The 26,560-nt window shown below is 60.7% G+C and carries 24 protein-coding genes and 1 pseudogene; 13 read left to right on the top strand and 12 right to left on the bottom strand.

The window, feature by feature from the left end; genetic code table 11:
• Positions 1 to 184 precede the first annotated feature (184 nt).
• The 3 genes from ACIP8I_RS25785 to ACIP8I_RS25775 are packed head-to-tail and all read left to right on the top strand — an operon-like array spanning position 185 to position 3,750.
• The gene (locus tag ACIP8I_RS25785) at positions 185 to 844 is read left to right on the top strand and encodes a paraquat-inducible protein A (RefSeq protein ID WP_007961512.1); all 660 of its coding nucleotides are present in this window, start codon (positions 185 to 187) and stop codon (positions 842 to 844) included.
• Entirely contained in the window at positions 831 to 1,454 is a 624-nt protein-coding gene (locus ACIP8I_RS25780; protein ID WP_103368571.1) for a paraquat-inducible protein A, read from the top strand. The genes ACIP8I_RS25785 and ACIP8I_RS25780 overlap by 14 nt, the downstream gene beginning before the upstream one ends.
• On the top strand, positions 1,447 to 3,750 hold the full coding sequence (locus ACIP8I_RS25775; protein WP_367085731.1) for an MlaD family protein: 2,304 nt from the start codon (positions 1,447 to 1,449) through the stop codon (positions 3,748 to 3,750). The genes ACIP8I_RS25780 and ACIP8I_RS25775 overlap by 8 nt, the downstream gene beginning before the upstream one ends.
• A gap of 216 nt (positions 3,751 to 3,966) precedes the next feature.
• Here ACIP8I_RS25775 and mksF read toward each other — a convergent pair whose 3' ends face one another.
• The 3 genes from mksF to mksB are packed head-to-tail and all read right to left on the bottom strand — an operon-like array spanning position 3,967 to position 8,778.
• Positions 3,967 to 6,807 carry an Mks condensin complex protein MksF gene (gene mksF, locus ACIP8I_RS25770; RefSeq protein WP_400764708.1) on the bottom strand — a complete coding sequence of 947 codons (2,841 nt, stop codon included), beginning with the start codon at positions 6,805 to 6,807 and terminating at the stop codon, positions 3,967 to 3,969.
• Complete coding sequence (gene mksE / locus ACIP8I_RS25765) at positions 6,804 to 7,505, bottom strand: Mks condensin complex protein MksE (protein WP_016773189.1); 702 nt, start codon at positions 7,503 to 7,505, stop codon at positions 6,804 to 6,806. Before mksE ends, mksF begins: the two co-directional genes overlap by 4 nt.
• Positions 7,495 to 8,778, bottom strand: coding sequence for an Mks condensin complex protein MksB (gene mksB, locus ACIP8I_RS25760; RefSeq protein ID WP_400764707.1), 1,284 nt, complete (start codon positions 8,776 to 8,778; stop codon positions 7,495 to 7,497). Before mksB ends, mksE begins: the two co-directional genes overlap by 11 nt.
• Before the next feature lie 234 nt (positions 8,779 to 9,012).
• On the opposite strand from mksB, the gene ACIP8I_RS25755 reads away from it, so the two are divergent.
• Positions 9,013 to 9,759, top strand: coding sequence for an energy transducer TonB (locus ACIP8I_RS25755; RefSeq protein ID WP_400764712.1), 747 nt, complete (start codon positions 9,013 to 9,015; stop codon positions 9,757 to 9,759).
• A complete protein-coding gene (rimI, locus tag ACIP8I_RS25750) occupies positions 9,752 to 10,204 on the top strand; it encodes a ribosomal protein S18-alanine N-acetyltransferase (protein ID WP_007961522.1) in 453 nt (150 codons plus the stop codon). The genes ACIP8I_RS25755 and rimI overlap by 8 nt, the downstream gene beginning before the upstream one ends.
• A 112-nt stretch (positions 10,205 to 10,316) precedes the next feature.
• Here rimI and ACIP8I_RS25745 read toward each other — a convergent pair whose 3' ends face one another.
• Entirely contained in the window at positions 10,317 to 10,721 is a 405-nt protein-coding gene (locus ACIP8I_RS25745) for a serine kinase/phosphatase (protein WP_400764706.1), read from the bottom strand.
• A 139-nt stretch (positions 10,722 to 10,860) separates the two neighbouring features.
• Here ACIP8I_RS25745 and can point away from each other — a divergent pair, with 139 nt between their 5' ends.
• Positions 10,861 to 11,505 (top strand): carbonate dehydratase, encoded by a 645-nt coding sequence (can, locus tag ACIP8I_RS25740; protein ID WP_003228196.1) that lies wholly within the window; start codon positions 10,861 to 10,863, stop codon positions 11,503 to 11,505.
• A 6-nt stretch (positions 11,506 to 11,511) separates the two neighbouring features.
• Here the strand turns inward: can and ACIP8I_RS25735 are convergent, their stop codons facing one another.
• The 3 genes from ACIP8I_RS25735 to acpA form a co-directional block, all read right to left on the bottom strand.
• Positions 11,512 to 12,027, bottom strand: coding sequence for an SET domain-containing protein-lysine N-methyltransferase (locus tag ACIP8I_RS25735; RefSeq protein WP_367085728.1), 516 nt, complete (start codon positions 12,025 to 12,027; stop codon positions 11,512 to 11,514).
• A gap of 177 nt (positions 12,028 to 12,204) precedes the next feature.
• Positions 12,205 to 13,386 carry a hypothetical protein gene (locus ACIP8I_RS25730; protein ID WP_400764704.1) on the bottom strand — a complete coding sequence of 394 codons (1,182 nt, stop codon included), beginning with the start codon at positions 13,384 to 13,386 and terminating at the stop codon, positions 12,205 to 12,207.
• A 120-nt stretch (positions 13,387 to 13,506) separates the two neighbouring features.
• Complete coding sequence (gene acpA / locus ACIP8I_RS25725; protein ID WP_400764702.1) at positions 13,507 to 15,207, bottom strand: acid phosphatase; 1,701 nt, start codon at positions 15,205 to 15,207, stop codon at positions 13,507 to 13,509.
• A gap of 146 nt (positions 15,208 to 15,353) precedes the next feature.
• Between acpA and ACIP8I_RS25720 the strand changes: the two genes are divergently transcribed.
• On the top strand, positions 15,354 to 15,644 hold the full coding sequence (locus ACIP8I_RS25720) for a nucleotidyltransferase family protein (protein WP_400764701.1): 291 nt from the start codon (positions 15,354 to 15,356) through the stop codon (positions 15,642 to 15,644).
• Positions 15,641 to 15,985, top strand: coding sequence for a DUF86 domain-containing protein (locus tag ACIP8I_RS25715; RefSeq protein WP_400764699.1), 345 nt, complete (start codon positions 15,641 to 15,643; stop codon positions 15,983 to 15,985). The genes ACIP8I_RS25720 and ACIP8I_RS25715 overlap by 4 nt, the downstream gene beginning before the upstream one ends.
• A gap of 34 nt (positions 15,986 to 16,019) precedes the next feature.
• Here the strand turns inward: ACIP8I_RS25715 and ACIP8I_RS25710 are convergent, their stop codons facing one another.
• On the bottom strand, positions 16,020 to 17,438 hold the full coding sequence (locus tag ACIP8I_RS25710; protein WP_007961537.1) for a short-chain fatty acid transporter: 1,419 nt from the start codon (positions 17,436 to 17,438) through the stop codon (positions 16,020 to 16,022).
• A gap of 340 nt (positions 17,439 to 17,778) precedes the next feature.
• Here ACIP8I_RS25710 and ACIP8I_RS25705 point away from each other — a divergent pair, with 340 nt between their 5' ends.
• The gene (locus tag ACIP8I_RS25705; protein WP_400764697.1) at positions 17,779 to 19,092 is read left to right on the top strand and encodes an MFS transporter; all 1,314 of its coding nucleotides are present in this window, start codon (positions 17,779 to 17,781) and stop codon (positions 19,090 to 19,092) included.
• Positions 19,093 to 19,098: 6 nt separating this feature from the next.
• Here the strand turns inward: ACIP8I_RS25705 and ACIP8I_RS25700 are convergent, their stop codons facing one another.
• Positions 19,099 to 20,469: a gluconate:H+ symporter gene (locus ACIP8I_RS25700; RefSeq protein WP_003228187.1), complete on the bottom strand. Its 1,371-nt coding sequence runs from the start codon at positions 20,467 to 20,469 to the stop codon at positions 19,099 to 19,101.
• A 191-nt stretch (positions 20,470 to 20,660) separates the two neighbouring features.
• Between ACIP8I_RS25700 and ACIP8I_RS25695 the strand changes: the two are divergent.
• The 4 genes and pseudogenes from ACIP8I_RS25695 to ACIP8I_RS25680 all read left to right on the top strand — a co-directional run.
• A pseudogene (locus tag ACIP8I_RS25695) lies at positions 20,661 to 21,485 on the top strand (PAS domain-containing protein); the annotation flags it as partial.
• Positions 21,465 to 22,025, top strand: a complete 561-nt coding sequence (locus ACIP8I_RS25690) for a methyl-accepting chemotaxis protein (RefSeq protein WP_371917798.1) — start codon at positions 21,465 to 21,467, stop codon at positions 22,023 to 22,025. The pseudogene ACIP8I_RS25695 and the gene ACIP8I_RS25690, both read left to right, overlap by 21 nt.
• 174 nt (positions 22,026 to 22,199) lie before the next feature.
• Positions 22,200 to 22,799 (top strand): flavin reductase family protein, encoded by a 600-nt coding sequence (locus ACIP8I_RS25685; protein ID WP_400764695.1) that lies wholly within the window; start codon positions 22,200 to 22,202, stop codon positions 22,797 to 22,799.
• A 75-nt stretch (positions 22,800 to 22,874) separates the two neighbouring features.
• The gene (locus ACIP8I_RS25680; RefSeq protein ID WP_400764694.1) at positions 22,875 to 23,507 is read left to right on the top strand and encodes a LysE family translocator; all 633 of its coding nucleotides are present in this window, start codon (positions 22,875 to 22,877) and stop codon (positions 23,505 to 23,507) included.
• 33 nt (positions 23,508 to 23,540) lie between these two features.
• Here ACIP8I_RS25680 and ACIP8I_RS25675 read toward each other — a convergent pair whose 3' ends face one another.
• The 3 genes from ACIP8I_RS25675 to ggt form a co-directional block, all read right to left on the bottom strand.
• Positions 23,541 to 23,912 (bottom strand): type II toxin-antitoxin system HigA family antitoxin, encoded by a 372-nt coding sequence (locus ACIP8I_RS25675; protein WP_108183790.1) that lies wholly within the window; start codon positions 23,910 to 23,912, stop codon positions 23,541 to 23,543.
• 3 nt (positions 23,913 to 23,915) lie between these two features.
• Positions 23,916 to 24,218, bottom strand: a complete 303-nt coding sequence (locus tag ACIP8I_RS25670) for a type II toxin-antitoxin system HigB family toxin (protein WP_095136800.1) — start codon at positions 24,216 to 24,218, stop codon at positions 23,916 to 23,918.
• A gap of 249 nt (positions 24,219 to 24,467) precedes the next feature.
• Positions 24,468 to 26,300, bottom strand: coding sequence for a gamma-glutamyltransferase (ggt, locus tag ACIP8I_RS25665; RefSeq protein WP_400764693.1), 1,833 nt, complete (start codon positions 26,298 to 26,300; stop codon positions 24,468 to 24,470).
• Positions 26,301 to 26,560 lie beyond the last annotated feature (260 nt).

Raw genomic sequence — 26,560 nt, 5'->3', positions numbered from 1 at the left:
GGGTTTCCCCATGTGAGAGTAGGTCATCGTCAAGATTAAATTCCGAAACCCCAATTGCGAAAGCAGTTGGGGTTTTGTTTTGCCCGCAGGAAAGTATTTTTGCTTAGCCAGCGAACAATTTTGCACAGTTATTTTCGAATCAGAACACTAGAATAGCCCCATCTTTTTCGGAGCCAGAGCCTTTATGTCAGATCCGGTTGACGCCCAAGGGCTGTCAGATTTACCGCTGGAAGACTTGGTGGCCTGTCACGAGTGCGACTTGCTGATGCGCAAGCCCAAGCTTGCCTATGGCGAGAAAGCGCTCTGCCCGCGCTGCGGTTACGAGTTGTACGCCCATCGCCATAATGTGGTGCAGCGCAGCCTTGCCTTGGTGATCGCAGCATTATTGCTGTATATCCCGGCAAACTTTTTACCCATCATGCAACTCAATATCCTCGGACAATCTTCGCAGGATACGGTCTGGAGCGGCGTGCTCGGCTTGTTCAATACGGACATGCAGGGCGTTTCGATCGTCGTATTCCTGTGCAGTATGGCCATTCCGTTGCTGAAGTTGCTGTGCCAGTTATTCGTTTTGCTGACGATCCGTTTCAACATCGGCCGCAGTTACGGCTTGCTGCTCTACCGCATTTATCACCACCTCAAAGACTGGGGCATGCTCGAGGTCTACCTCATGGGCGTCCTCGTGGCGATCGTCAAACTGGCGGACATGGCGGCCATCACCGTCGGCCTCGGTCTGGCGTGTTTCATCGGTTTGTTGTTGGTCCAGGTCTGGCTGGAAGTGGTGATGTCACCGCACCAGATCTGGCAGGCATTATCAGGAGAGGATGCCCATGCGGGCGATTGATGCGGGCATTCTGATCTGTACCGAATGCCATGAATTGAACAGACAGGATGCGGACACCGACGAGCAGACCTGCACGCGCTGCGGCGCGCTGGTTCACGCTCGCCGGCCCAACAGCCTGGTCCGAACCTGGGCCCTGCTGATCACTGCTGCGATCATCTATATTCCGGCCAATGTGTTGCCGATCATGACGGTCAGCTCGCTGGGTCAGGGCGACCCTAGCACCATCATGTCCGGCGTGATCCAGTTGGTGCAGCACGGCATGATCCCGATTGCCGCCGTGGTGTTCATCGCCAGTATTCTGGTGCCGACCTTCAAGCTTGTAGGCATCGCGTTGTTGCTGTTTTCGGTGCAGCGACGCCAGCCATTGTCTGCACGGCAGCGGATCTGGATGTACCGCTTCATCGAGTTCATCGGTCGCTGGTCGATGCTCGATATCTTTGTGATCGCCATTCTGGTGGCGGTCGTCAACTTCGGCCGGCTTGCCAGTGTCGAAGCCAACCTTGGCGCCATCGCCTTCGCCAGTGTGGTGATTCTGACGATGCTTGCCGCAGTAACTTTCGATCCCCGACTGATTTGGGATAACACGGAGTCGGACGACGACCATGACTGATTTGCCTGTAGCGAAAACCCGACCGGCCTCCAACTGGTCTGCCATTTGGGTACTGCCTCTGATTGCCCTGATCATCGGCGGCTGGCTCGGCTGGCGTGCCTATAACGAAACCGGCATCGAGATTCAGGTGCGTTTCGAAAGCGGTGAAGGCATCCAGGCCAACAAGACCGAAGTGGTCTACAAGGGCATGCCGGTGGGTAAGGTGAAGACGCTCAAACTGGATGACGAGGGCAACTCCAAAGGGGTAATTGCCACCGTCGAAATGAACAAGGACGTCGAGCAATACCTCAAGACCAGCACGCGTTTCTGGCTGGTGAAACCGAGCGTGACCCTGGCCGGCATTACCGGTCTGGAAACCCTGGTTTCAGGTAATTACGTGGCCATCAGTCCCGGTGAAGGCGAGCCGACCCGCAAGTTCAAGGCACTCGCCGAAGAGCCGCCGCTGTCGGACTCCAAGCCCGGCCTGCACCTGACCATCAAGGCCGATCGTCTCGGTTCGCTGAACCGCGGCAGTCCGGTGTTCTACAAGCAGATCAAGGTCGGTCAGATCAAAAGCTACGTGCTGTCTGAAGACCAGAGCACCGTTGAACTCAAAGTGTTCATCGAGCCGACCTACGCCAAACTGGTGCGCAAACACACGCGCTTCTGGAACGCCAGTGGCATCAGCATCGACGCCAACCTGTCGGGGGTGAAGGTTCGCAGCGAGTCTCTGGCGAGCATCGTCGCCGGTGGTATTGCCTTCGCCACTCCGGAGAATCGCAAGGACAGTCCGCCTACTGATCCAAGCCTGCCGTTCCGTCTGTATGAGGACTTCGACGCCGCCGCTGCCGGCATCCGGGTCAAGGTCAAACTCAGCGACTTCGAAGGCCTGCAGGCCGGCCGTACGCCGGTGATGTACAAGGGTATTCAGGTCGGCAACATGAAAGCGTTGAAAATCGATCCGGATCTGAACAGCGCCACGGCCGAGCTGACGCTGGATCCTCTGGCGGAAGACTATCTGGTCGAGGGCACGCAGTTCTGGGTGGTCAAGCCGTCGATTTCCCTGGCCGGTATCACCGGGCTCGAAGCGTTGGTGAAAGGTAACTACATCGCCGTGCGTCCGGGCGACAAAGGTGCCGCGCCGAAACGCGAATTCGAGGCGCGGCCAAAAGCGCCGCCGCTGGATCTGCGTTCGCCGGGTCTGCACCTGGTGCTGTTCACCGATGTTCTCGGTTCGATCGAAGTCGGCAGTCCGATTCTGTACAAGCAGGTCAAGGTCGGTTCGGTTCAGAGCTATCAGTTCTCCAAGACCAAAAAACAAATCGTCATTGGCGTGCATATCGAGAAGGAATACGAAAACCTGGTCAACGCGTCGACACGCTTCTGGAACGTCAGCGGCATCACCCTCACCGGTGGTCTGACGGGCGGGATTCAGGTCAAGAGCGAGTCGTTGCAGACGTTGATGGCCGGCGGCATTGCCTTCGAAACACCGCAAGCCAAAGCGCCGCTGCAAAAGCGTATTCCGCGCTTCCGTCTGTTCGCCAACCATGACGAGGCCAACCAGAAAGGCACTTTGGTCACGATCAAGGTCGACCGCGCCGATGGTTTGCGCCCGGGCACACCGATTCGTTTCAAAGGGCTGGATGTCGGCAAGATTGAAGACGTCGATCTGACCGACGATCTGCAAGCCGTGATGATTACCGCGCGGATCACCGAAGTGCCGGAGCGCATTGCGCGGGTCGGCAGTCAGTTCTGGGTGGTCAAGCCAGAGTTGGGACTGATCAAGACGCAGAACCTGGAAACCCTGGTTACCGGGCAGTATGTGGAAGTGCAGCCGGCGGCAAAAAACCTCGGCCCGCAGAAGAACTTCGTTGCGCTGGCCAGTCCGCCGGAAGTCGCCAAACAGGAAGCCGGTTTGAGTCTGGTGTTGAGCGCTGCGCGCCGTGGCTCACTGAAACCGGGCGTACCCGTGACCTACCGAGAAATCACTGTGGGCAAAGTCACGGGCTATGAGCTGGGTCAGACCGCAGATCGCGTCTTGGTGCACATTCTGATCGAGCCGAAGTACGCGCCGCTGGTGCGCAGCGGCAGCCGATTCTGGAACACCAGCGGCGTCGGTTTCGACATCGGCTTGTTCAATGGTCTGACGGTGCGCACGGAGTCGCTGGAGACGGCGATTCAGGGTGGCATCGCCTTCGCCACGCCGGACGGTGAGCGCATGGGCAACCCGGCACGACCTGAGCAGACGTTCCCGCTGTTCGACAAGTTCGAGGATGAGTGGCTGACCTGGGCGCCGAAGATTTCGCTCGGTAAGTAATCCGGAATTGATGTGGCGTCTGGGAGGACGCCTTCGCTGGCAAGCCAGCTCCCACAGGGTTTTATGTCGTATACAGAATTTGTGTTTAGCACAAAAACCTGTGGGAGCTGGCTTGCCAGCGATGAGGTCCTCTAAGTCAACACAAACCCAAAGCCATAAAAAAGGGCCGCGATCCCAACAGATCGCGGCCCTTTTTTTGCCTTCAGCTAGCGCCGGTCAAACCTCATCCAGCTCCGGCTCATCGGCTTGCACATTGACGGTGGCCTTCACCACATCATGCCGGCGGATGTACTTCCAGTCCGCTTCATCGATGTAGATCCCCGCCGGGCCGCTGCCGCCTTCCAGGTCGATGGCGACACTGGCGCAGACCTGCGGCTTCACACTCGCCAGAATCGGCACGAAGCCCAGTTGCAGGCTGGTTTCCAGCAGCGCTGCCTGGTTTTTCTCGTCGATGTCCGCCGCCTCATCGAGGTAGTACGGCAAGCGCACGCGACCGGCGAGGTCGCGATCCAACAAGTGCAGCAACAAGTACATGTTGGTCAGCGCCTTGATGGTCATAGTGGTGCCGTTGGAGGCCGCGCCGTCGATGTCGGTGTGAATCACCGGCTGACCGTTGACCTTGGTGATCTCGAACGCCAGTTCGAACAAGTCCTTGAGACCGAGCTGGTTGTGGTTCGCCGCCACCAGCCGCGCCAGGTACTCCTTGGCCTCTTCGTTCTTGTTGTCCTGTTCGGCGCTCTGGCTCAGATCGAACACCGACAGGGTTTCGCCTTCTTCGTACTGACCGGCGCTGTGGATGATCTGGTCGATGTGCTTGAGCGCTTCCTTGTTCGGCGCCAGGACGATGCGGAAGCTCTGCAGGTTGGAGACCTGACGCTTGTTGATCTCGCGGTTGAACAGCGCCAGTTGGTGTTCGAGGCTGTCGTAGTCGCTGCGGATGTTGCGCAGGGTCCGGGCGATGTCGGTGACCGCCGCACGTCGCGCCTTGCCCAGCGTCAGGGCTTCATCGGTACGGTGCGCGTAAGCGTTGATCAGCAGCGACAGACGGCGCTCCATGTCGTCTTCGCTGTCGAACTTGGCCACGCCTTTGAGGCGCACTTGCGCGTACAGCGCTTCGATCTGCCCGTCAGCGCGCAGCAAGCCTTGCCAGCTGTCCTGATAGTCGTTGAGCAGTGGCAGCAGGTTGTCCATCGAATCGTCGACCGGATCCATGAACGGCGTGCCGAACGGCAGATCCGCCGGCAGCAGCTGACGGCGGCGCAGAGCGTCGTCGAGGGTGCGCTGCTTGGCTTCCATGTCGGCGATCTGCCGACCGACCAGTTGCAGCTTGGCCGACAGTTGCTGGACGCGCTCGGTGAACGCATCGCTGGAGCGCTTGAGTTCGTCCTGCGCGGCTTCCATCTGCGCCAGTTGCTCGAGCTTGTCGCCTTCTTCGGCGCTCAGGGTCTGGGTGCGACGGAAGTCTTCCAGGGCTTTCTGTGCGTCCAGCACCTGCTGATACAGCGCTTCGGTCTGGGTCTTGCTCGCAGCGCGGTCGGCAGCAACGGCTTGCTGGGTTTTCAGTTGCTTGAGTTCTTTTTCCAGACGCTCTTTCTGGTCACGCAGCGCGGCGCGGTCGGCCAGCGCCTGCAGAGCCGGCGGCTCGATGTGCGAGATGTCGATCGACAGCCCCGGCACTTCGAAGCGCTCGCCCTTGAAGCCATCGAGGATCAGCTCGACCGATTTGACCCACTCACCATCCTCGTCGAGGGTGATGCCATGTTCGCCCAGCGGCAGGCTGAACAGCGCGCTGTTGAACAGGCGCATCAGGCGCTCGACGTCCTGCTGCGAGAACTCCTCACGCAGGCGCGCATAGCTGTTGTTGTCGGCGTGATCGAGTTGCTGTTTCACTGACTTCAGGCGTTTTTCCAGATCGCGCAGACGCTCTTCCAGATCTTCGGCGCTGAACTGCCGCGATTGGGCCAGCGCACCGGCCAGTTCGTCGTGGGCGTCCTTGGCCGCGAGTAATTGTTGCTCCAGCACTTTCACGTCATCGACCAGTGCGAAGCAGTTCTTCAGCACCGACAACTCGCCGAGCCAGCGCTGGATGCCGGAGATTTCCCGCTCCAGACGCATCAGCTCCTGCGTACCACCGCGCTGATCGTTTTGCAGATCGTCCTGCTCGCGACGGTAGTGTTCGGCCTGAATGGTCAGCTCTTCCTTGCGCGCCGTGGCGTAGTCCGACCAGGTGCCGAGTAACGAGTCAAGCAGCGGCGACAGGCGATGCAGTTTGCCGCGCAGCACGTCGCGCTGTTTCACGCCGTTGGCCAGAGCTTCGACCAATGGGCCGGCGGCGACCAGCGAGTTGTAGTCCTGTTCCATGCGGCGCACGTCGCGGAAGGCTTCTTCGCACGCGGCGATGTAGTCGACGCTGCCGGAACGCAGGCTGTGCTCGAAGGCATCGAGGAACAGTTGCTTCAACTTGGCCGCAGTGATTTCACGCATGTGCAGCAGGTTGATGAACAGCGCGCGGAAGGTTTTCAGGCTCTGCTCGCTGGTGGAGCGCAACGGGATCAGGGTCAGGTCCAGCGGGATAGAGGTGTGCCCGCCCACCAGCAAACGACGCAATTCATCAGGTTTGAGTTCGTAGGCTTTCAGGCCTTCTTTCTCAAGGTTGCTGAACAGCTCTTTCTGCCGCAGGCAGGTGTCGTTCTTCTGGTAATGCGCCAGATCCAGCTTGCCGGCATAAGCGAAGAACTGGTGACCGAAACCACCACCCGGGCCGCGACCGACCACACCGATCACGTGCGGACCGTGGGGCAGATTGACTTCGACGAGGATGTAACTGGTGTCGGAGGCGAAGTAGAAACGCCGCGATTGTTCCAGGCTGTACTTGCCGAAACTCATGTCCGACATGCGCGCCAGAATCGGGAACTGCAAGGCGTTGATCGACGCCGACTTACCGAGGTTGTTCGCGCCGTAAACCGACAGCGGTTCTTCCAGCGGGAACAGGCCGAGGCTGTAACCGGCGGTGTTCAAAAGAGCAAAGCGGCGGATGCCGTAGCGTTCCTGGCTCATGCGTCGGACTCCTGTTCTTCGGCAATGGCGCGGGCCAGTGCGTCTTCTTCGCTTTCTTCTTCGAATTCGGACAGATCAAGCGGATCGTCGGTCTCGAGGAATTTCGCTTCGGCTTCTTCGTCGATCAGCACCGGTGCCGGCAGCGGCAGCACGCTGTGCACGCTGGCCGCCAGATCGCGGTCCTGTTGTACCGACAGGCACACGTCGAGGAAACGGTGCATCGGCGGCAGGAAGCGGTACACGCCGTTTTCTTCGCCGGCGAAACCAAGCTGAGTCATGCGACGCATGATTTTTTCTTCGAGCTCTTCAACGGTCTGCACTTCGGCCTGGATGAACAGGTCGCGGTATTTGTCCAGCAGCGACGGCAATTCTTCGCGGCCGAGGCTGCCGCCGTCGAGCACGGCAATCGGGTCGCGGCCCTGATCGGCCAGGTGCTCGACGAGGATGAAGGTGAACAGTGCCAGACGCTGGGCGGTCTTGTTCACCGCCGCAGCGGCCATGTCCGGCACGAAGTAGTAGAAACCCCGGGTGTCGCAGACCAGCTCGAACCCCAGCGCCTTGAACAGCGTGCGGTATTGATCCTGGAAGTTCGACAGTTGCGCGTACAGTTCCGGGTCGCGGCGGCTGACGTGGTAGCCCTTGAACAGCTCACGGAAGATCGGCGCCAGTTGGGACAGTTCGGATAGATCAAGATGCATTGGGGATGCTCGCAGAATCCTCGGCGGCGGCAGGGGCGCGGGCCGAGAGCAGGGCGAAGGAGCGCAGGCTGACCTGGTGCTCGTGAGTGTGGTATTCGCGGCGTTCCAGACGCTCGCGGGTGAAGCGTTTTTCCCGCGACAGACGCGAGAACCAGTAGAGCAATTCGTCGGTGGCGCCGTCCGGTTCCTGCTCCAGCAACCAGGTCATCAGATCCGGCATCGGCAGGGACTCTTCGCAACGCTCGACCATCTCGCGCACGGTGCGCGGTGCACGCGGCGCATCGCCGGATTTCTGGGTCTTGTGCGCCTTGGGGAATCGCGCCGGTTTCGGCTCGAAACGCGCCAGGGCGTAGACGTAGGCCTCGACCTGACTGGCGCTGCCGAGGAAGGTGCTTTGCGGCCGGGTGAACAGCGGCATCGCCGCTTGCGGCACGGCATCGATGCCTTTACGGCGGATCGCCGCCAGCGCCAGCGCAGCACCACGGGTCACCGCGTTGTGGCGGCGCGCTTCTTCACGCAGCGGCAGCAGCAGTTCGCGGGCATGACGCAGGGTCAGCTGGGCACTGGTCTGCATTTCAAGGATGCGCGCGTGAGTGCGCAGCAGCATGTCGTCATCGACCAGATGGCCGAGGCGTTGCTGTTCGCTGAGCATCTTCAGCAGCACGGTTTCGACCTTGCGCACGCCTTGTTCGAAGGCGCCGTCGGCGTTCACCAGGTCGATCATCGGCTCGACGTATTCGTCCCAGGTCGCCAGCACTTCGGCGTATCGCTGACGCAACGGAATCTGCCGGTCGCTGGTCTTCGCTCGTTCGGCCACGGCGACCAGTGCCTGCTCGTCGTTGTCGAGTTTCTTCAGCACGTCGCGCACGCGCATGTCGAGCAAACGCAGCTGACGGGCGAGGTCGTTGCCGTCGCGCACATCGAACGCGTCCTGAATGTAGCCGGCCAGACGTTCGAGGTGACGCAAGTAGGCTTCGATTTCCAGGCACAGGCCCAGACGGTGCTCACGGCGCAGGTAGGCAAGGAAGTCGTGGATCTGCGCGTTGAGCTCGAAACGGTTCGGGCTTTTCGCCACGGGCACCAGAATGTCCAGGCGAATCCACACGTCGAGCAGGCTGGTGATGTCCTGCGGCGTGCTGTCCAGTTGTTGGGCAGCCAGTTGCGTGCGCAGTTCGTTGAGGCTCAGGGTGCCCTGGTCGAAGTGCTCGCACAATGGCTCCAGAAGTGCCCAGTGTTCAGCGAGGGCGCGCAAGACGCGCTTGGGTTCGATCATCGGAATGGCCGGCTGGTTGGCGATTAAAAGCCGCGATTGTACTGCATCGGAAGGGATGCGATTCACTCTCGGGACGGGCTGTCGCATTTTCTCAGGGAGCGAGCCCAGGTAAAGGCTATCGATCAACAGCAAGCGATCTTGAACGAAGGGCGGTAGAATCAGCCCACTTTCAGTTATCCACAAGTGGCCGACCCTTTGCTTATCGAGTCCCGCCGCCGCGCCTATTTGAACGCCATGCAGGTGGTCAACTGGCTGCCGCGCACCGAATTGCCTTTCGCCGCCCCGTCGCGGCCCGAGCTGCTGGACATGCCCGAGCCTGAGCCAGAGGTCGCGGTGATGCCGGTTGTGCAGGCCGAAGCTCCGGCGCAGCCTGCCGCCCGTCCGGTCGAACGGCCGAAGATCGAAGTGCCGCGCCCGTCGCTCGCCAGTACCCGCAATGGCGCCAAACCGGTGGAAGAGGTCGAGGAGGCGCCAGTTGTCGCCAGACCCGCGCCCGTGCCGCCACCGCGTTTTGCCCTTCAATTGCTGCGCGCTGGGGCTTGCCTGCTGCTGGTCGAGTTACCCACAGGCGAAGCGTTCCAGAGCCGCGATCCGGCCTATTTGCTGCTTAAAGACATGCTGCGTGCCGCCGGTCTGCCGGATGCGCCACAAATCGTCGGCGAGCCGGTGCGCTGGCCGTGGCTGAACCGCGGCACCATGGATCAAGGCCCGGAAGCGGCGCGCGACTTCGTTCAAGGCTTCCTTTCAGTGCAAATGGAGGCGGCACCTTGCGCCTGCCTGTGGCTGGTCGGCCTGCCGGCGGTGCGCTTTGCCGGTGAAGCGGATGCTGCAGCATTCAATAGTGAATTGCAGATCGAAGGCCTGGGCCTGGCCTGGGCCATTCCCGGTCTGGAATTGTTAATGGAAGAGCCACAGCGCAAGGCCGCTGTGTGGCAAGCCATGCGTCGGCTGATGGCGCGCTGGAAACCATCGAATGAGTGAAGCTGTATCGTTCCGCCCGATGACCGAGGCGGACCTGGACGCGGTATTGAAGATCGAATACGCCGCGTACAGCCATCCCTGGACCCGCGGGATTTTTCTCGACGGGCTGGGCAAGTATCAAATCTGGCTGATGTTCGAAGGCCAGCAGCAGGTCGGCCATGGCGTGGTGCAGATCATTCTGGATGAGGCGCACCTGCTGAATATCACGGTCAAGCCGGAAAATCAGGGGCGTGGGCTGGGGCTGACGCTGCTCGAGCATCTGATGTCGCGAGCGTATGCGGCTGAAGCGCGGGAGTGTTTTCTGGAAGTGCGTGACAGCAATACGGCGGCGTTCAAGCTGTATGAGCGCTATGGATTCAATGAGATTGGCCGGCGCCGCGATTATTATCCGGCGGTGGGCGGGCGTGAAGATGCTGTGGTCATGGCCTGCACGTTGGTTGACTGAATACCTGTAGGAGCTGCCGCAGGCTGCGATCTGTTGATGTTGTTTTTAAAAGCAAGATCAAAAGATCGCAGCCTGCGGCAGCTCCTACAGTGAGTCGCGTCACATCAGGCTATCAGCGGTTGCCATCCAGCGGATCGCGCCGCGCCAGCTCCGCCTCATCCAGCCCGTTACCTCCGCCAATGTCGTCCTCGTCGACAATGCTCAGATCCCAATCCGCCTGATTGCCTTCGCCAGCCTCTTCGGCATCGCGCGCGCCATCTTCATGAATCAGTGTTTCCGGGCTCATATCGTCGTCGGTCGGCTCATGATCCGCCGTCGATGCACCGGTAAACCCGGCCTCGCGCACTCTTTCGTTGGGCATCAGTTGCTCGCGTTCACGTTCCGGAATCTCGTCGCCAATCTTGGCGCTGGGTTCGTCTTCATCGAAATCCAGTTCGTGCACCGAGCCCATGCGGTCTTCGTTATCATCGATGGGTTCCGGTTGCACCGCATCGTACGGACGTCGTGAATCAGTCATGGCAAATCCTCATACTGTGGGCCTTACTGAGTGGACTCACCGGGCACCCGAGAATTCCAAAGAAAACACCGGCGATTCTCGCGTGACCCCGACCGGCGGTCGTCTGTCATACCAGCGCATCTTTCTTGAGGCCTTAACCATGCACGACTTACAAGACCTGATTGATAACAACGAGCGTTGGGCTGACGCGATCACCAAGGAAGACCCGGATTTCTTCGCCAAGCTGGCGCGCCAGCAGACCCCGGAATATCTGTGGATCGGCTGCTCCGACGCACGGGTGCCGGCCAACGAGATCGTCGGCATGCTGCCGGGCGATCTGTTCGTACACCGCAACGTCGCCAACGTGGTGCTGCACACTGACCTCAATTGCCTGTCGGTGATCCAGTACGCAGTCGATGTGCTCAAGGTCAAACACATCCTTGTCACCGGCCACTACGGTTGCGGCGGGGTCCGCGCCTCGATGCAGGATCGCCAGTTCGGTCTGATCGATGGCTGGCTGCGTTCGATCCGCGACCTGTATTACGAAAAACGAGAAGAACTGGCCAAGCTGCCGACCGAAGAAGAGCAGGTCGACCGGCTGTGCGAGCTCAACGTCGTCCAGCAAGTGGCCAACGTTGCCCACACCAGCATCATCCAGAACGCCTGGCATCGCGGGCAGAGCCTGTCGATTCATGGCTGCATCTACGGCATCAAGGACGGTCGCTGGAAAAGCCTGAACACCACCATCAGCGGTTTCGAGCAACTGCCGCCGCAATACCGCCTGCGTCCGGTCGGAGCGTTGTAATCCCGATCAGTGCGCGTGCCGCCAGTGCTGCAAAAAGTGCTGGCCCTCGATACTGGGTGGCTCGTCGTAACCGGTGATCCACCCCCGACAGCGCGGCGAGCCACAGGTGCAGGCGAATTGCTGCAACAAACGGTCCTCGGTGGCGGCGAAGTCGATGGTCAGGCGTTCACCCGGCTGAATGTCGCGGAGCGCCCACAGCCACAGTTCACTCATGTCCAGAAATACATTCGGATCGCAGGCATGTTCGAGCAACCCGCAAAAGCGCGGGTCGTAGATATGGATGCCGGCCAGTAGCTGGCGGGTCTGGCGACAGCGATAGGGCAGCAGTTGCCCGGACACCCGACACATCCGGGTGATGCGCAAGAATGCCCGGCGCGCCACCACTGCCGCGCGACCATGGCTGTTCTGAACGATTTGGAAATCCTCAGTCGAGGGGAAACCCAACCGTACCGGCAACCCGGCAAACGGGTAGATACCCGGTGTGTCGCGGGGGATGGGGTGTTGATGTGCCTGGTTGTTCATAACGATCCCTGTCGGCAAATGCTGCGACTTCCCCGGTCTGACGTCCTGTCAGCGCTGCAACATGTTTGGATCCAATGTTCCGGTGTATCTCTCATACCGTCTACTGTCAGATCTGACAGGCGTAATCCGCTGCTTCCCGCGTCAGCATTGACTGACACGGGAAGCTTTTTCAGCGGATCAGAGGTGTGGTGCGGGAACGGCGGTGTCCGGCAATTCGCCCTGAAGCTGTTGCAGCTGCGTCTTGATCGGCGTGGTCGAGCACTTGGCGGCAGCATCCGCCGGGCTCAGGCTGCGGATCGAGGTGTAGAACAGCTCACAGGTTTTGACCTTCTGCGTCACTTGCCAGGTCTGCTTGCAGCTGTCGAGCAGGGTTTTCGCGTCGGTACCGGGTTTGCTGCCCATTCCGGCCTGCCAGCAAGCGGCGCTCAAGTCCTGACCCATGACCTTCAAACCGGCGGCATCGGCTTTCGCTTCATCGCCGTCGTAGCTCGCCGGATCGGCGGCGTACCAGATGTAGCTCGGGTGGTTCGAGCCCAACACCGGCACGTTGACTCCTGCACTCGGACTGATGGTTGCCAGACCCAATACCGCCACGGTCGGGCCGTATTGCTGCTTGATCCAGTTACGCACCGGCGCACCGAACGCGACCATCGGCAGGGTGCTACCGGCGCTGGTCTGGCTGAACTGCTTGACCAGCGTGGTCTGGTAATCCTTGAAGTAGTCGTAGACGCCCTCCAGATCACTGCCGGCATTGGACGGCGCGGCGATTGGCGCGATGTCGATGATGGTCTGATAGGCCGGCGTCTGGTCAGCCGGGATGCCGTTGGCGGTCAGCAGCGTGGCCCAGCGGTCGGTGGTGTTCGAGCGCAGGTAATCCTGGGCCTGAGTCAGCGAGTAGTCCGGCGGGAAATGCAGCAGCTCGACGCTTTTGCGATTTTCCAGGGCCATGCCCAACGGCAGGAACAGATACCAGCTGTACGCCCACTTGCCATCGGCGTTGAGTTTGCTGGCGCCGGTATAGGCCAGATCCCCGGCGTCGAGCAGCGCCGACAGCGGCTTGTCGTAACCTTTGGGCACGCCGCTGATCTCGGCGTAAATTTGCCCGTTATCGTTCTTCACCAGCACCTTGGCATTGGTGTAACCATCGCGCTGCACGCTCTGGCTCAGGTAATGGGCGACGGTCTGTTCCAGCGACCAGTTGCGATAGCAGATCACGCTGCAGTTGTTGGGGTAGGCGAAGAGGCGGGTGACGCGTTCGGTGCTGCCCAGCTTCAGATCGACATCGGCGTGGGCCGCCGCGCTCAGGGTGAGCGCGGCGAGGGTTAAGGCTGCGGAGGTCAGTCCTGCGAGTTTGAACATGCTCAGATCCTTTTCAGCGTGGGTCCCCCGGGATTTCGGGGCGCTTCATATTGGATCAGCCGTGTTGCACAGAGAAGCCGTCATTCACGGATTTTTGCGTCAGCCCGCAGGACTGGTTTTTCAAACCTGAAAATGCAGGGCGTTGGTCAGGTCGCCCATGGGTTTCTGGCCGCGAGTGATCATCGCTTCATCGCGCTGCTTGAGGCCGTCGAGGGTTTCCAGTTGGAACACTCGGGTGATCAGGCGCAGGATCGACGCCGTGTCGTAGACCGTGTGATCCACCGTGCCTTTGCGGGCGAACGGCGACACCACCAGCGCCGGCACCCGTGAACCCGGGCCCCAGCGATCGCCTTTGGGCGGCGCCACGTGATCCCACCAGCCGCCGTTTTCATCGACAGTGACAACCACCACCATGTTTTTCCACTGCGGACTTTCACGCAGCACTTTCAAGGCGCGGACGATGTGCCGGTCACCCGAGGCGACGTCGGCATAACCGGCGTGCATGTTCAGGTTGCCCTGGGGTTTGTAGAAACTCACCGCCGGCAACTTGCCGGCCTCGGCATCGGCGAAGAATTTGTTGGTGCTTGATTCATCGCCCAGGCCGGCATCGCGCAGGCGTTTGTTACGCTCGTCCGGGTTCTCCGGACCTTGCTGCTTGAAGTAGTTGAACGGTTGGTGGTGATACTGGAAGTTGGGGATCTTCGGAATCCCGCCGGAATCCTTGTACTGCTCCAGCGTCGCCTGCCACGCGCCGGCATACCAGGCCCAGTCGACGTTCTTCTTCGACAGCTTGTCGCCGATGTGCTCGTGGGTCTGCGGCACCATCACGTTGGGCAGATCCGGCTTGGAGTAGGCCGGACGGCCCGGGTCGCGAATCCACGTCGGCCAGTATGGCGGGGCAAGGGTGTTCACACCGTAGCCGTCCGGGGTCAGCGCACTCGGGCCGAACTGCGGCGGACCGGTCATGGCGCTGGCCGGCGATTGCTCCAATGGTTTGAGGCGCGGATCGGCGGGGTCAGCGCTTTGCAGCGTTGCGATTTGCGATTTGGCTACCGAATTGGCCGCGTCCGGATAGAACGGCGCGGTGGCGCTGATCAGGTACTGGTGATTGAGGAACGAGCCGCCGAAAGCGCCCTGGAAGAAGTTGTCGCACAGCACGAATTCCTGGGCCACGTCCCACAGGCGCAGCGAGTAACGACTCTGTGCGTAATGACCCATGGTCAGCCCACCGGAATCGGCCCAGGCGACGAAGCCGTCGTTCTTGCCACCATTGATCTGCATCTGGTTCTGATAAAACACGTGCCACAAATCACGGGTGACCAGGCCGAACGGCAAATCTTCACCATTCGGGCCTTTGAGGGCGAACGGTGCGTTGGGCAGATTTTCCTGAAACTGCGTAGCGGCGGGGTAGGTCACGCCATCGAGGGTTTGCGGGCCGATCTGCAACACGCCGCCCCAGGCGGGGGGCAGGGACTGCAACAGACTGCCGTCGCGGTCACGTTGCTGGTAATCGGCAGGCTTGAGCGACGACAGCGGCTTCTCGACACCGGGGAAATCACCGAACAGGTTGTTGAAGCTGCGGTTCTCGGCGTAGATCACCACCACGGTTTTCACCTGCTCGCGCAGGGCCTTGTCCAGCTCGGCTGGCGTCAGCGGTCGCTCGACTGGTTTGCCCGGCTGATCGCTGGCGCTGCCACAGCCGGCCAGCGTCGCGCCCACGCCGAGGACGGCAACACCGCCGAGGAAGCGGCGGCGGCTGGTGTCGGTGGGGGTGTCGGATTCTGGCGAGGTGGGTTCTTTGTCGTTCGTCTCGTCGTTCATGTCGCGCCCGTTTTGCTTAATTGTTTCAGTATGTTTCGGCGGACGCTAACAAGGGAATGTGACGGTTGGGTTACAAAATCGTGCGGTGTCTACGACCCCTCCGCACTGCTAGACTGCTGCAATACCGAAACTGGCCTGAGTGAACCATGAAGCCTTCCATTGCTCTTGATCTGCAACGAGCTGCCGTTCGTGAGGTTGTCGACAGATTCCGTGTGGCCAATCCGCGCGTGTTTGGCTCGACGGTGTTGGGGACCGATATGGAAGGCAGTGACCTTGATCTGTTGGTCGATCCATTGCCCGGTGCCACCTTGTTTGATCTCGGCGGGCTTCAGGTTGAGCTTGAAGATTTGCTGGGCGTTACCGTCGACCTGCTGACGCCGGGAGACCTTCCGCTGAAGTTTCGTCAGCAGGTACTTGAACAGGCCCGGCCCGTATGATCGAGAACCGACTCGGCGATTACCTTGAGCATATGCGTCAAGCTGCAAGCGACGCGCTGGTCTTCGTCGAAGGTCTGAGCAAGGAAGAGTTCGTCGACGACAAACGGACGCAACAAGCGGTCATCATGAGCCTGGTTATCATTGGTGAGGCGGCAACCAAAGTAATGGACCGGTTTCCGGAATTCGCGGCTCAGAACCCTCAAACTCCTTGGCGCAGCATGCGGGGGATGCGTAACCGGATCGCTCATGGCTACTTCGATATCAATCTGGATGTCGTCTGGGATACGGTTAAGGTTGCTCTGCCTGAGCTGTTGAGAGTCCTGCCCTGCGAGCAGCATTGATTGCACCTGCCCTGAGGCAGGTGCACCTCTTCATTTACGGCATCACCGGCGGCGTATACGCCAATGTCGTCCCCAGCACCCACAGCAGAAACAGCACCAGCGGCGTGTGCACCAGCAACTGCACGAACGAGAAGCCGATCAGGTCCCGCGCCTTCAAGCCGAGTACACCCAGCAACGGCAGCATGTAGAACGGGTTGATCAGGTTCGGCAGCGCTTCGGCGGCGTTGTAGATCTGCACCGCCCAGCCGAGGTGGTATTGCAGATCGTTGGCCACTTGCATCACGTACGGCGCTTCGATGATCCACTTGCCGCCGCCGGACGGGATGAAGAAACCGAGAATCGCCGAGTACACGCCCATCAACAGCGCATAAGTGTCGTGGGAGGCGATGCTGACGAAGAAGGTCGAGATGTGATGGGCCAGCGTCTGCGCATCGGCGCCTTTGACCGTGGTCAGCAGCGCGGCGATCGAGCCGTACAGCGGAAACTGGATCAGCACGCCCGTGGTGGTCGGCACCGCGCGGGCCACCGCATCGAGGAAGCTGCGCGGGCGCCAGTGCAGCAGGGCGCCGAGCATGATGAACAGGAAGTTATAGGTGTTGAGCCCGGAAATCGCGGTGATCGCCGGTTTGGTCGAGAACTCGTGGAACAGCCAGCCGGCCGCCAGCAACACCAGCAAGATGATCAGCAGCGGACTGTGCTCCAGCCATTCGCCCGGGCGGGTGCGCGGTTGCAGCGGTGGCAGATTGAACGCCGGGTCGATGCCACAATCCTTGGCATCGCGCGCAGAGTTCGGGCCGGGCGCAGTGGCGTAGGCAACGATGATCGAAATCACGATCAATGCCAGCAGCATCGCGCCGGACTGCCAGAGGAAGATGGTCTGGGTGAACGGAATCACCCCGGTGATCGACAGGATCGCCGGCGGCAGGCTGGCCGGATTGGCCTGCAATTGCGCCGCCGACGATGACAGCCCCAGCGCCCACACCGCGCCGAGGCCCAGATACGCCGCCGCACCGGCCGCGCGGTAGTCCATTTTCAGATCGGTGCGGCGGGCGAGGGCGCGCACCAGCAAACCGCCGAACACCAGCGACAGGCCCCAGTTCAACAGCGAGGCGACCATCGAGATCAGCGCGACCCAGGCCACGGCGGAGCGGCCGTTTTTCGGGATGCGCGCCAGTTTGTCGATCAGTTTGACGGCGGGTGGCGAGCTGGCCACCACATACCCGCCAATCACCACGAAGGCCATTTGCATGGTGAACGGGATCAGGCTCCAGAAGCCGTCGCCGAACGCCATCGCGGCATCGGTGGGTTTGGCGCCCATGGCCAGGGTGGCCAACGCGACAATGATCACCGCCAGTGCGGCGAACACCCAGGAGTCAGGGAACCAGCGTTCGGCAAAGCTTGAACAGCGCAAGGCAAAGCGCGCGGAGCGGCTATCTTCGATATCAACGGCCACAGGGAGTACCTCGGATTTTTATGGTTATTGTGGTCCTTGGGACATTCAAACCCGACAACCCTGTGGCGAGGGAGCTTGCTCCCGCTGGACTGCGCAGCAGTCCCCTTCTTTTACGGTTCAGAGGGGGCCGCTTTGCGACTCAGCGGGAGCAAGCTCCCTCGCCACAGAGGCAGAACCTGATTCAGGTGTGTCCCGCCAGACAAGCCTCAACAGTAAATCAAGCCAAGCCATTTTGTGAGCAGGTTTTGCCAAACCATGACTATGGTCTAACGGGTTGTCCCCAGGTGGATTTGCGTAGACCATGGGCGCCTTGGTTTTTTGCCTGCCAGAGTTCTTTGCCATGACTGCCCAATCCACAGCCCGACCGGCGCCGTTCAGCCGTTCCGACTACAAGACCCTCGGCCTTGCGGCCCTCGGCGGGGCGCTGGAGATCTACGATTTCATCATTTTCGTGTTCTTCGCCCTGACCCTCAGCCAATTGTTCTTCCCGCCGGAAATGCCCGAATGGCTGCGTCTGCTGCAAAGCTTCGGGATCTTCGTCACCGGTTATCTGGCGCGCCCGCTGGGCGGAATCCTGATGGCGCATTTCGCCGACAGACTTGGGCGCAAGAAAGTCTTCAGCCTGAGCATCCTGATGATGGCGCTGCCGTGCCTGCTGATCGGGATCATGCCGACTTATGCCCAGATCGGTTATTTCGCGCCACTGCTGTTGCTGGCGCTGCGCATCCTGCAAGGCGCGGCGGTCGGTGGCGAGGTACCGAGCGCCTGGGTGTTCGTCGCCGAGCACGCGCCCACCGGACATCGCGGTTATGCATTGGGCTTCCTGCAGGCCGGGCTGACCTTCGGTTACCTGATCGGCGCGCTGACCGCCACGTTCCTTGCACAAGTGTTCACCCCGGCAGAAATTCTCGACTACGCCTGGCGTTATCCGTTCCTGCTTGGCGGAGTGTTCGGCGTGATCGGTGTCTACCTGCGCCGCTGGTTGAGCGAAACGCCGGTGTTCATGGCCATGGAAGCCCAGCGTGAGGCACGGGTCGAACTGCCGCTGCGTACGGTGTTGCGCGAACATCGCCTGGCGATGTTGCCGGCGATGCTGCTGACCTGCGTGCTGACCTCGGCGGTGGTGGTGTTCGTCGTCATCACCCCGACCATGATGCAGAAAACCTTCGGCATGACCGCCAGCCACACCTTCGCCCTCAGTGCGCTGGGCATCGTCTTCCTCAACATTGGCTGCGTGATTGCCGGATTGCTGGTCGATCGCATCGGTGCCTGGCGCACGGTCATGCTGTATAGCCTGCTGCTGCCCTTGGGCATTGGTGTGCTTTATAGCTGTCTGATCATGGGCGGCGACTGGGTGGGGTTGGCGTATGCCATCGCCGGTCTGGCTTGCGGAGTGGTCGGCGCGGTGCCGTCGGTGATGGTCGGCCTGTTTCCGGCGCGTATCCGGGTGTCCGGCATCTCCTTCACCTACAACATTGCCTACGCCGCATGGGCGAGTATCACACCGCTGTTGCTGATCGGTCTGATGCCGTGGAGCCCGTGGATCTGCGTGATGTTCTGTGCGGTGATGGGGGCGGTTGGCATCGTCAGCGCGGCCTACTTCGGCGGACGTATGCCGGGAGTCGGACGCCAATCCGTGGCGCCCTGTTCCTGAGAATTTTCAGGTCAGCCAGTGCCACCAGAGCAACGTCCCCACCAGTCCCACCACCGAGACGATGGTTTGCAGGATCGACCAGACCCAGATGGTCTGTTTGAGCTGCAAGCCAAAGTACTCGCGAACCATCCAGAAGCCGGCGTCGTTCACGTGGCAGAAGAACACTGAGCCGGCGCCAATCGCCAGCGCCACCAACGAGCTTTGCGTCGCGGCGAGGCCCGCCATCATCGGCGCCAGAATCCCCGCCGTCGTCGTGGTCGCGACGGTCGCCGAACCCGTAGCCTGACGCAGGGCCACGGCAATCAGCCAGGCTAGCAGCAGATACGGCATGTGCGCACCTTCGGCGACTTTGCTGATGGTCTGGCTGACACCGGCGTCCAGCAAGGTCTGCTTCAAGCCGCCGCCGGCACCGATGGTCAGCAACAACACGGCAATCGGCGCGAGGCTTTTGCGCAGCGTACCGCCGACTTGCTCACGCGGCATGCCGTTGGCCCAGCCGAGGCAGATCACCGCCGCCATCACCGCAATGCCCAGCGCCACCAACGGTTCGCCGAGGAACTTCAGGGTCAGGGCGACGCTGCTTTCCGGGCTCATCGCGACTTTCGCCAGGGTGCTGCCGAGCATCAGCAGCACCGGCAACAGAATGATCAGCAACGACATGCCGAAGCTCGGCTGACGCGGCGCTTTCGGCGGGGCGCTGAACAGTGCACCGAGCTCTGCCGGCTCATCGACGTGCATGCGTTTCGACAGCCAGTTGCCGTAGATCGGCCCCGCCAGAATCACCGCAGGGATCGCAATGCTGAAACCCAACAACATGGTCAGCCCCAGGTCGGCATGCAACGCGCTGACCGCGATCAGCGGCCCGGGATGCGGCGGCATCAAGGCATGCAGGGTGGTCATCCCGGCCAGCGCCGGAATGGCGATTTTCAACAATGGCTGACCCGAGCGGCGGGCCATGACGAAGATGATCGGCACCATCATCACCAGCCCCACTTCGAAGAACAGCGGCAGGCCGATCACCATCGCCACCAGCGCCATGACCCACGGCAGGGACTTGCCTTTGCCCAGCCCGAGCAGGGTCGAGGCGATACGGTCGGCAGCGCCGGACTCGGCCATCAGTGCGCCGAGCATCGAACCCAGGGCAATGATGATCCCCGCTTCTCCGAGAATCGCCCCGGCGCCTTTGCTGAACGCCTTCGCTACATCCTCTGGCGGCAAACCTGCGCCGACACCGGCAATGAAAGTGCCGATCAGGATCGAGAGAAAAGGTGGAAGTTTGGTGGCGCTGATCAACACGATAATCGTCGCAATCGCCAGCAGGCAGCAAAGAATCAGGCGGGTGTCATGCACCATCCAGGCAGCGGTCGATAAATCCAAAACGGCACTCCTTATCGGGCGGATACCTGCAACATATTGTTGCAATTTTCCCTGAGAATACCTGAAGTGGCCGGGCCAGAGCGGCGGCTTTTGTAACCGTGTAGCGGGATGACGGTTTAGACCAATGGCCTATTGAGATTATTTTTGACTGACCGGTCTCAATCACTCTTCAGAAAAGTTTTCCAAGGCCGATGGTTAAGCTGCATCCCGCTTTCTACCTTGCCTATCGGTACTTCCCCATGTTCAACAAACGCCTCAAGCAAGAGCTGGCCACTCTTCGTGAAGAACTCTCCAGCCTGCTGCAGGTAAAGGAAAGCCTGGAAAGCGAGATGCTGGTGCTGACCCTGGAACCCGATGGGCGGATTCAGTCGGTCAATCAGAACTTCCTCGGCGAGATGCTCTACAAGAGCCAGGATCTGGTGGGGCGCGCCATTGAAGACATCGTTCCGGCGCACGTGAAGGCCGACGACTTTCATCACCGTTTCAAGGCCGCACTGACCCGTGGCGAGCATTTCGCCGGAGCCGTGCGCCTGTTGCGTGGTAATGGCGAAGAGGCGTGGCTGCGCTCCATCGTGCAGCCGGTGCGCTCTTCGGACGGGCGGATCAAGCATTTCTCGATTTTCTCCAGCGACCTGACCCGCACCATCGAAGCCTCCCGCGAACACGAAAACCTGATCGGCGCGTTGGTGCGTTCGACGGCGGTGATCGAGTTCGACCTCAATGGCAACGTGCTCAATGCCAACGAGCGCTTTCTGCAGGGCATGGGCTACAGCCTGGCGCAGATCAAAGGCAAACATCACCGGATGTTCTGTACGCCCGAGGAGTACAACAGCGCCGAGTACCAGAATTTCTGGCGTCGCCTGAACAACGGCGAATTTGTCGCCAACCGCTTCAAACGGGTCGACAGCCATGGTCGTACGGTGTGGCTGGAGGCGTCCTACAACCCGGTGGTCGATGCCAACAACAAACTGTACAAAGTGGTGAAATTCGCCACGGTGATTACCGATCAGGTCAATCGCGAACAAGCGGTAGCCGACGCGGCCAGCATTGCCTACAGCACTTCGCAGCAAACCGACAGCACCGCGCAACGCGGCACCACGGTGGTCACCGAGGCAGTGAATGTGATGCGAGATCTGTCGCGCCACATGCAGGCGGCCGGTGAGGGCATCGAGGCCCTGAACGAGCAGTCGCAGGTGATCGGCACCATCGTCAAAACCATCAGCGGCATTGCCGAACAAACCAACCTGCTGGCGCTCAACGCCGCCATCGAAGCTGCCCGCGCTGGCGAGCAGGGCCGGGGCTTTGCGGTGGTGGCCGACGAAGTGCGGCAACTGGCCTCGCGCACCAGCCAGGCGACCGAAGAGATCGTCACCGTGGTGCGGCAGAACCAGGAGATGGCGCGCAACGCCGTGGCCCTGATGACCGATGGCAAGCTGCAGGCCGAGCAGGGCCTGGCGCTGGCGGCGGAGGCGGGCACGGTGATCGTCGAGATCCAGGACGGCGCGCAGAAAGTGGTGGATGCGGTCGGGCAGTTTGCCAATCAACTCTCCAACTAACCTCCATTGATCCCATGTGGGAGCGAGCTTGCTCGCGAATGCGGTGTGTCATTCAACATTGATGTAACTGACCTATCGCCTTCGCGAGCAAGCTCGCTCCCACAGGTTTTTCATCCGCCTTCTTTCTGTGGTCTGGCGCTACAATCTGTTCCTTTTTCCCCGGAGCAGATCCCCATGAGCGCTTCCCATCGCCGCCCGGTTCCCCTGAACAAAGCCTACCGTCTGCTCAATCACGGGCCGACCGTGCTGGTCAGCGCTGCCCATGACGGCCAGCGCAACATCATGGCCGCCGCCTGGGCTATGCCGCTGGATTTCGAACCGCCGAAAGTAGCGGTCGTCCTCGACAAGTCCACCTGGACCCGCCAGTTACTCGAAGCGTCCGGCACTTTTGTGCTCAACGTGCCGTGCGTCAATCAGGCTGACATCGTGCAAACCGTCGGCAATACCTCGGGGCTGGAGGTCCGGCAGAATCAGGGGCAGGACAAATTTCAGGCTTACGGCCTGCAAACCTTCACCGGTCAAACCGTTGAGGCGCCGTTGCTCGAAGGCTGCGTGGCCTGGCTCGAATGCCGCTTGCTGCCCGAACCGCGCAACCACGAGCAATACGACCTGTTCCTCGCCGAAGTCATCGCCGCTCAGGCTGACGAACGGGTGTTCAGCGACGGCCGCTGGCACTTCGACGGGTACGACGGCTTGCGCACGCTGCACCACGTGGCCGGCGGGCATTTCCTGACGATTGGCGATGCGGTGGACGGTAAAACCCTGCCGTTGTGATATTTGCCTGATGGAAAACCTGCGTCGGATGTAGCAAGGTGTGGGGCATCGTCGAACCAATCAGGCGCATGCCCCATGTATCTTTCGCTTTCCAGCTATCTCGCCCCGTTGCTGTCGCTGGCGCTGTTGTGGACGGTCGCGGTGGTCACCCCCGGCCCGAACTTCTTCAACATCGCCCAACTGGCGGTCAGCCGCTCGCGTCGTCACGGGGTGGTTGCGGCGCTCGGCGTCGCCAGCGGAACCGTGTTGTGGGGCCTGGCCGGCGGTTTGGGGATTCAGACCCTGTTCAGCGCGGCACCGACGCTGTACCTGAGCTTCAAAATCGCCGGTGGCTGCTACCTGATCTGGCTCGGACTCAAGCAGTTCAAACGCAAGGCGCCGATTGCCGCCGGCACGCTGGATGAGTCGCAGCAAACCTTGCTCGGCGCTTACGGGCGAGGCTTGCTGGGCAACATGACCAACCCCAAATCGGCACTGTTCGTCGCCACCATTTTCGCCACCGCAATGCCGGCCCACGTCCCGCCACTGTTGTTGGCGCTGGCGGTGCTGACCATGGCCACGTTGTCGTTCAGCTGGTATTGCAGCGTCGCGCTGTTCTTCGCCAGCCGCCGGATCGCCAGTGTTTACGAGCGTTCACGGCAATGGCTGGATCGTTTGGCCGGTGGTTGTTATCTGCTGTTTGGGGCGCATCTGGTGGCTAGTCGCTGAGCCGCAATCAAGGGCTGGGTATTACAACCTGTATCAGATTTGCTTCATTGGCTTGATCAGGCTTTCTGCAGGAATTCCAAACAATTCGTGAAGTTTCCAGATCATCGGCAATGTCAGTGCTCGTTTGCCGTTCAACACTTCATAAACGCGGTTTTTGCGACCGATTGCCGGTGCGAGGTCTGCCGCTGAGAGACCTGACTGTTCCATTCGGAATTTGATGGCATCGATCGGGTTCGGCAAATCAAGCGGGAATTGTTTTGCTTCATAGGCTTCGATGAGAGTGATCATGATGTCGAAATAATCACCCTCTGGAGTTCCGGGTTCTGGCTCGTTGTCAAAGAGTGCAGACACGTTTTTGAGCGCCGCACGGTAGTCTTCTTCGCTATGAATCGGACGTATGTTCATGGGTTACTCCATTTCGACGGTATCAGCGTCGATTGCATCGTACTGCTTGTGGGTGCCGACAAATTTTATGTATAGGGCACCGAAGCGATAGGCCACGGCTACGATCAGGCGAAAGTCATTGCCCTTGATGTTGAACACCACTCTGCGGCTTTTCAGAATGCTCGCAGAAGCGAAATGAGCTTTGATGTCCGACGGAGTTGACCAGCTTGCTTTTCTTGCTTCATCAATCCACGCCAACAGCGATTGCTCTGACTCGGGATACCGTTCCCAAAAGTTTTTCAGCTGACTGACAGCGATAATTCTCATGACGCGATCCTAGTCCCGCTATGGGACTGATGCAAGACTGTTGGCGTTTGATGGGCATACGGTTCGAACATTTGTGTGGTCATAAATGCCAGCAGATCCCGAAAGTATTGTTTGCTGAACGGTCACTTACTCTAGCCGTGGCAGCTAATTTTCGGGGTAGGAAAAGGCGACGGTGAGTAGATGAATAGAACTTATCGGCAACAAAAAAGGCTTACCTCGCGGTAAGCCTTTTCTTTTTCCTGCGTCGCCTCAATCCCCCAACGCTTCCCCTTCACGCCGCGGATCGGCACCACCGGCCAACGATGCTTTACCCTGCGCATCCTTGGTCCGCACGATCGCCTGCGTGCCGCTGGTCATGTCGATTTCATTTACCACATGCCCTTTATCTTTCAACGCCTGAATCAGCGCCGGGCTGAACTGGCCTTGTTCCAGTTCGGTCGGGCCGTTGCGGCTGCCGAAGTTGGGCAGGCTGATGGCGCTTTGCGGGTCGAGGTTCCAGTCGAGCAGGCCGACGGTGGTTTTCGCCACGTATTCGATGATTTGCGAGCCGCCCGGTGAGCCGACGCTGGCGAGGAATTCGCCACTGTTTCTATCAAAGATCAGGGTTGGCGCCATCGACGAGCGTGGGCGTTTGCCGGGTTCGACGCGGTTGGCGACTTTCTGCCCGTTCTCTTCGGGGATGAATGAGAAGTCGGTCATCTGGTTGTTCAGCAGGAAGCCCTGAACCATCAGGTGCGAGCCGAACGCCGCTTCGATGGTGGTGGTCATCGACACCGCGCCACCGAGGTCATCCACCGCCACCACTTGCGAGGTGGAGATGCGCAGTGGCGAGCGATCCGGCGCGTAGGCCACCTGCACGCCCGGCGGGGTGCCCGGTTGGGCGCTGCCCATGCTGCGCTCGCCGATCAGGCTGGCGCGGCTGGCCAGATAACCCGGATCGACCAGGCCTTTGACCGGCACCGGGACGAAGTCGGTGTCGGCCACGTATTGCGCGCGGTCGGCGTAGGCCAGGCGTTCGGCTTCGGCGATCAGGTGCACCGCTTGTGGTGCCGGTTCGATGCCGGCGGGTTTATCGGTTTTCACTGGTTTGAGCGGTGTCAGCGACAGGCGCGGGTCGCGGCTTTCCAGCGCTTGCAAGGTGCCGAGAATCTGCGCCACGGCGATCCCGCCCGACGACGGCGGCGGCATGCCGCAGACCTGCCAGCGTTTGTAGTCGGTGCACAGCGGGGCGCGTTCCTTGGCCTGATAACGCTGCAGATCATTCAGCGACAGGCTGCCGGGGTTGGCGTGGCCCTGCACCTTGGCGACGATCTCTTCGGCGATCGGGCCTTTGTACAGCGCGTCCGGGCCTTCGTTGGCGATGCGCTTGAGCACGGCGGCCAATGCCGGATTCTGCAGACGCGTGCCGACGGCTTTGACGCTGCCGTCGCTGTTGAGAAAGTACGCGGCCATGTCCGGCGATTTACGGATCACCGGGTCGGATTCCAGCAGCGAATGCAGGCGCGGCGAAATCGCAAAACCCTGCTCGGCGAGCTTGATCGCCGGTTCGAACAGCGTGGCCCACGGCAGTCGACCGTGTTGTTTGTGTGCCATTTCCAGCGCACGCAACACGCCCGGCGTGCCCACCGAGCGACCGCCGATCTGCGCTTGCGGGAACGGCATCGGTTTGCCGTCGGCCTGCAGGAACAGCTTCTCGGTGGCACCCGCCGGGGCAGTTTCGCGACCGTCGTAGGTACGCACCTGTTTGCCGTCCCACAACACGATCATCGCACCGCCGCCGATCCCGGAGGATTGCGGCTCGACCAGGGTCAGCACCGCCTGCATCGCAATCGCTGCATCAATCGCCGAACCACCTTTGCGCAGCATCTCGCGCCCGGCCTCGGCGGCCAGCGGGTTGGCGGCAGCGGCCATGTGTTTGCTGGCGTGACGGGTCTGCAGATCGGTGCGATAGCCCGAGGCCGCTTCCGGGGCCAATGGCAAGGTCGAGGAGGGCGGGGCGTTGCACGCGGTGAGGGTCAGGGCGCTGATGATCAGCGTCAGGGCAGGCAGGCGAAAGCGGCTCAGGGGCAGGGCTGGAAACACGTGGTGCTCTCCGTCCGTGGGGTGAAGGGTCTGACGGACTTTATCGACCGGTCGGTCGCGAAGCAAACCGGCGGGCATTTTTGTCTTTCTTTTCGGGGCGGATGTTCGCTAGGGTCAACCTCAATCGAACGACCGCAAACACCCCCCTGTAGGAGTGAGCCTGCTCGCGATGGCGTCATAACATTCAACATCTAAGTTGACTGACCCACTGCTATCGCGAGCAGGCTCACTCCTACACAGGTCAAGCCATAAAAATCACA

Origin of the sequence: Pseudomonas sp. NPDC088414, assembly GCF_044753325.1 — a bacterium.
In the GTDB taxonomy this organism is placed as follows: domain Bacteria; phylum Pseudomonadota; class Gammaproteobacteria; order Pseudomonadales; family Pseudomonadaceae; genus Aquipseudomonas.
This window is presented reverse-complemented; position numbering and strand designations above follow the sequence as displayed.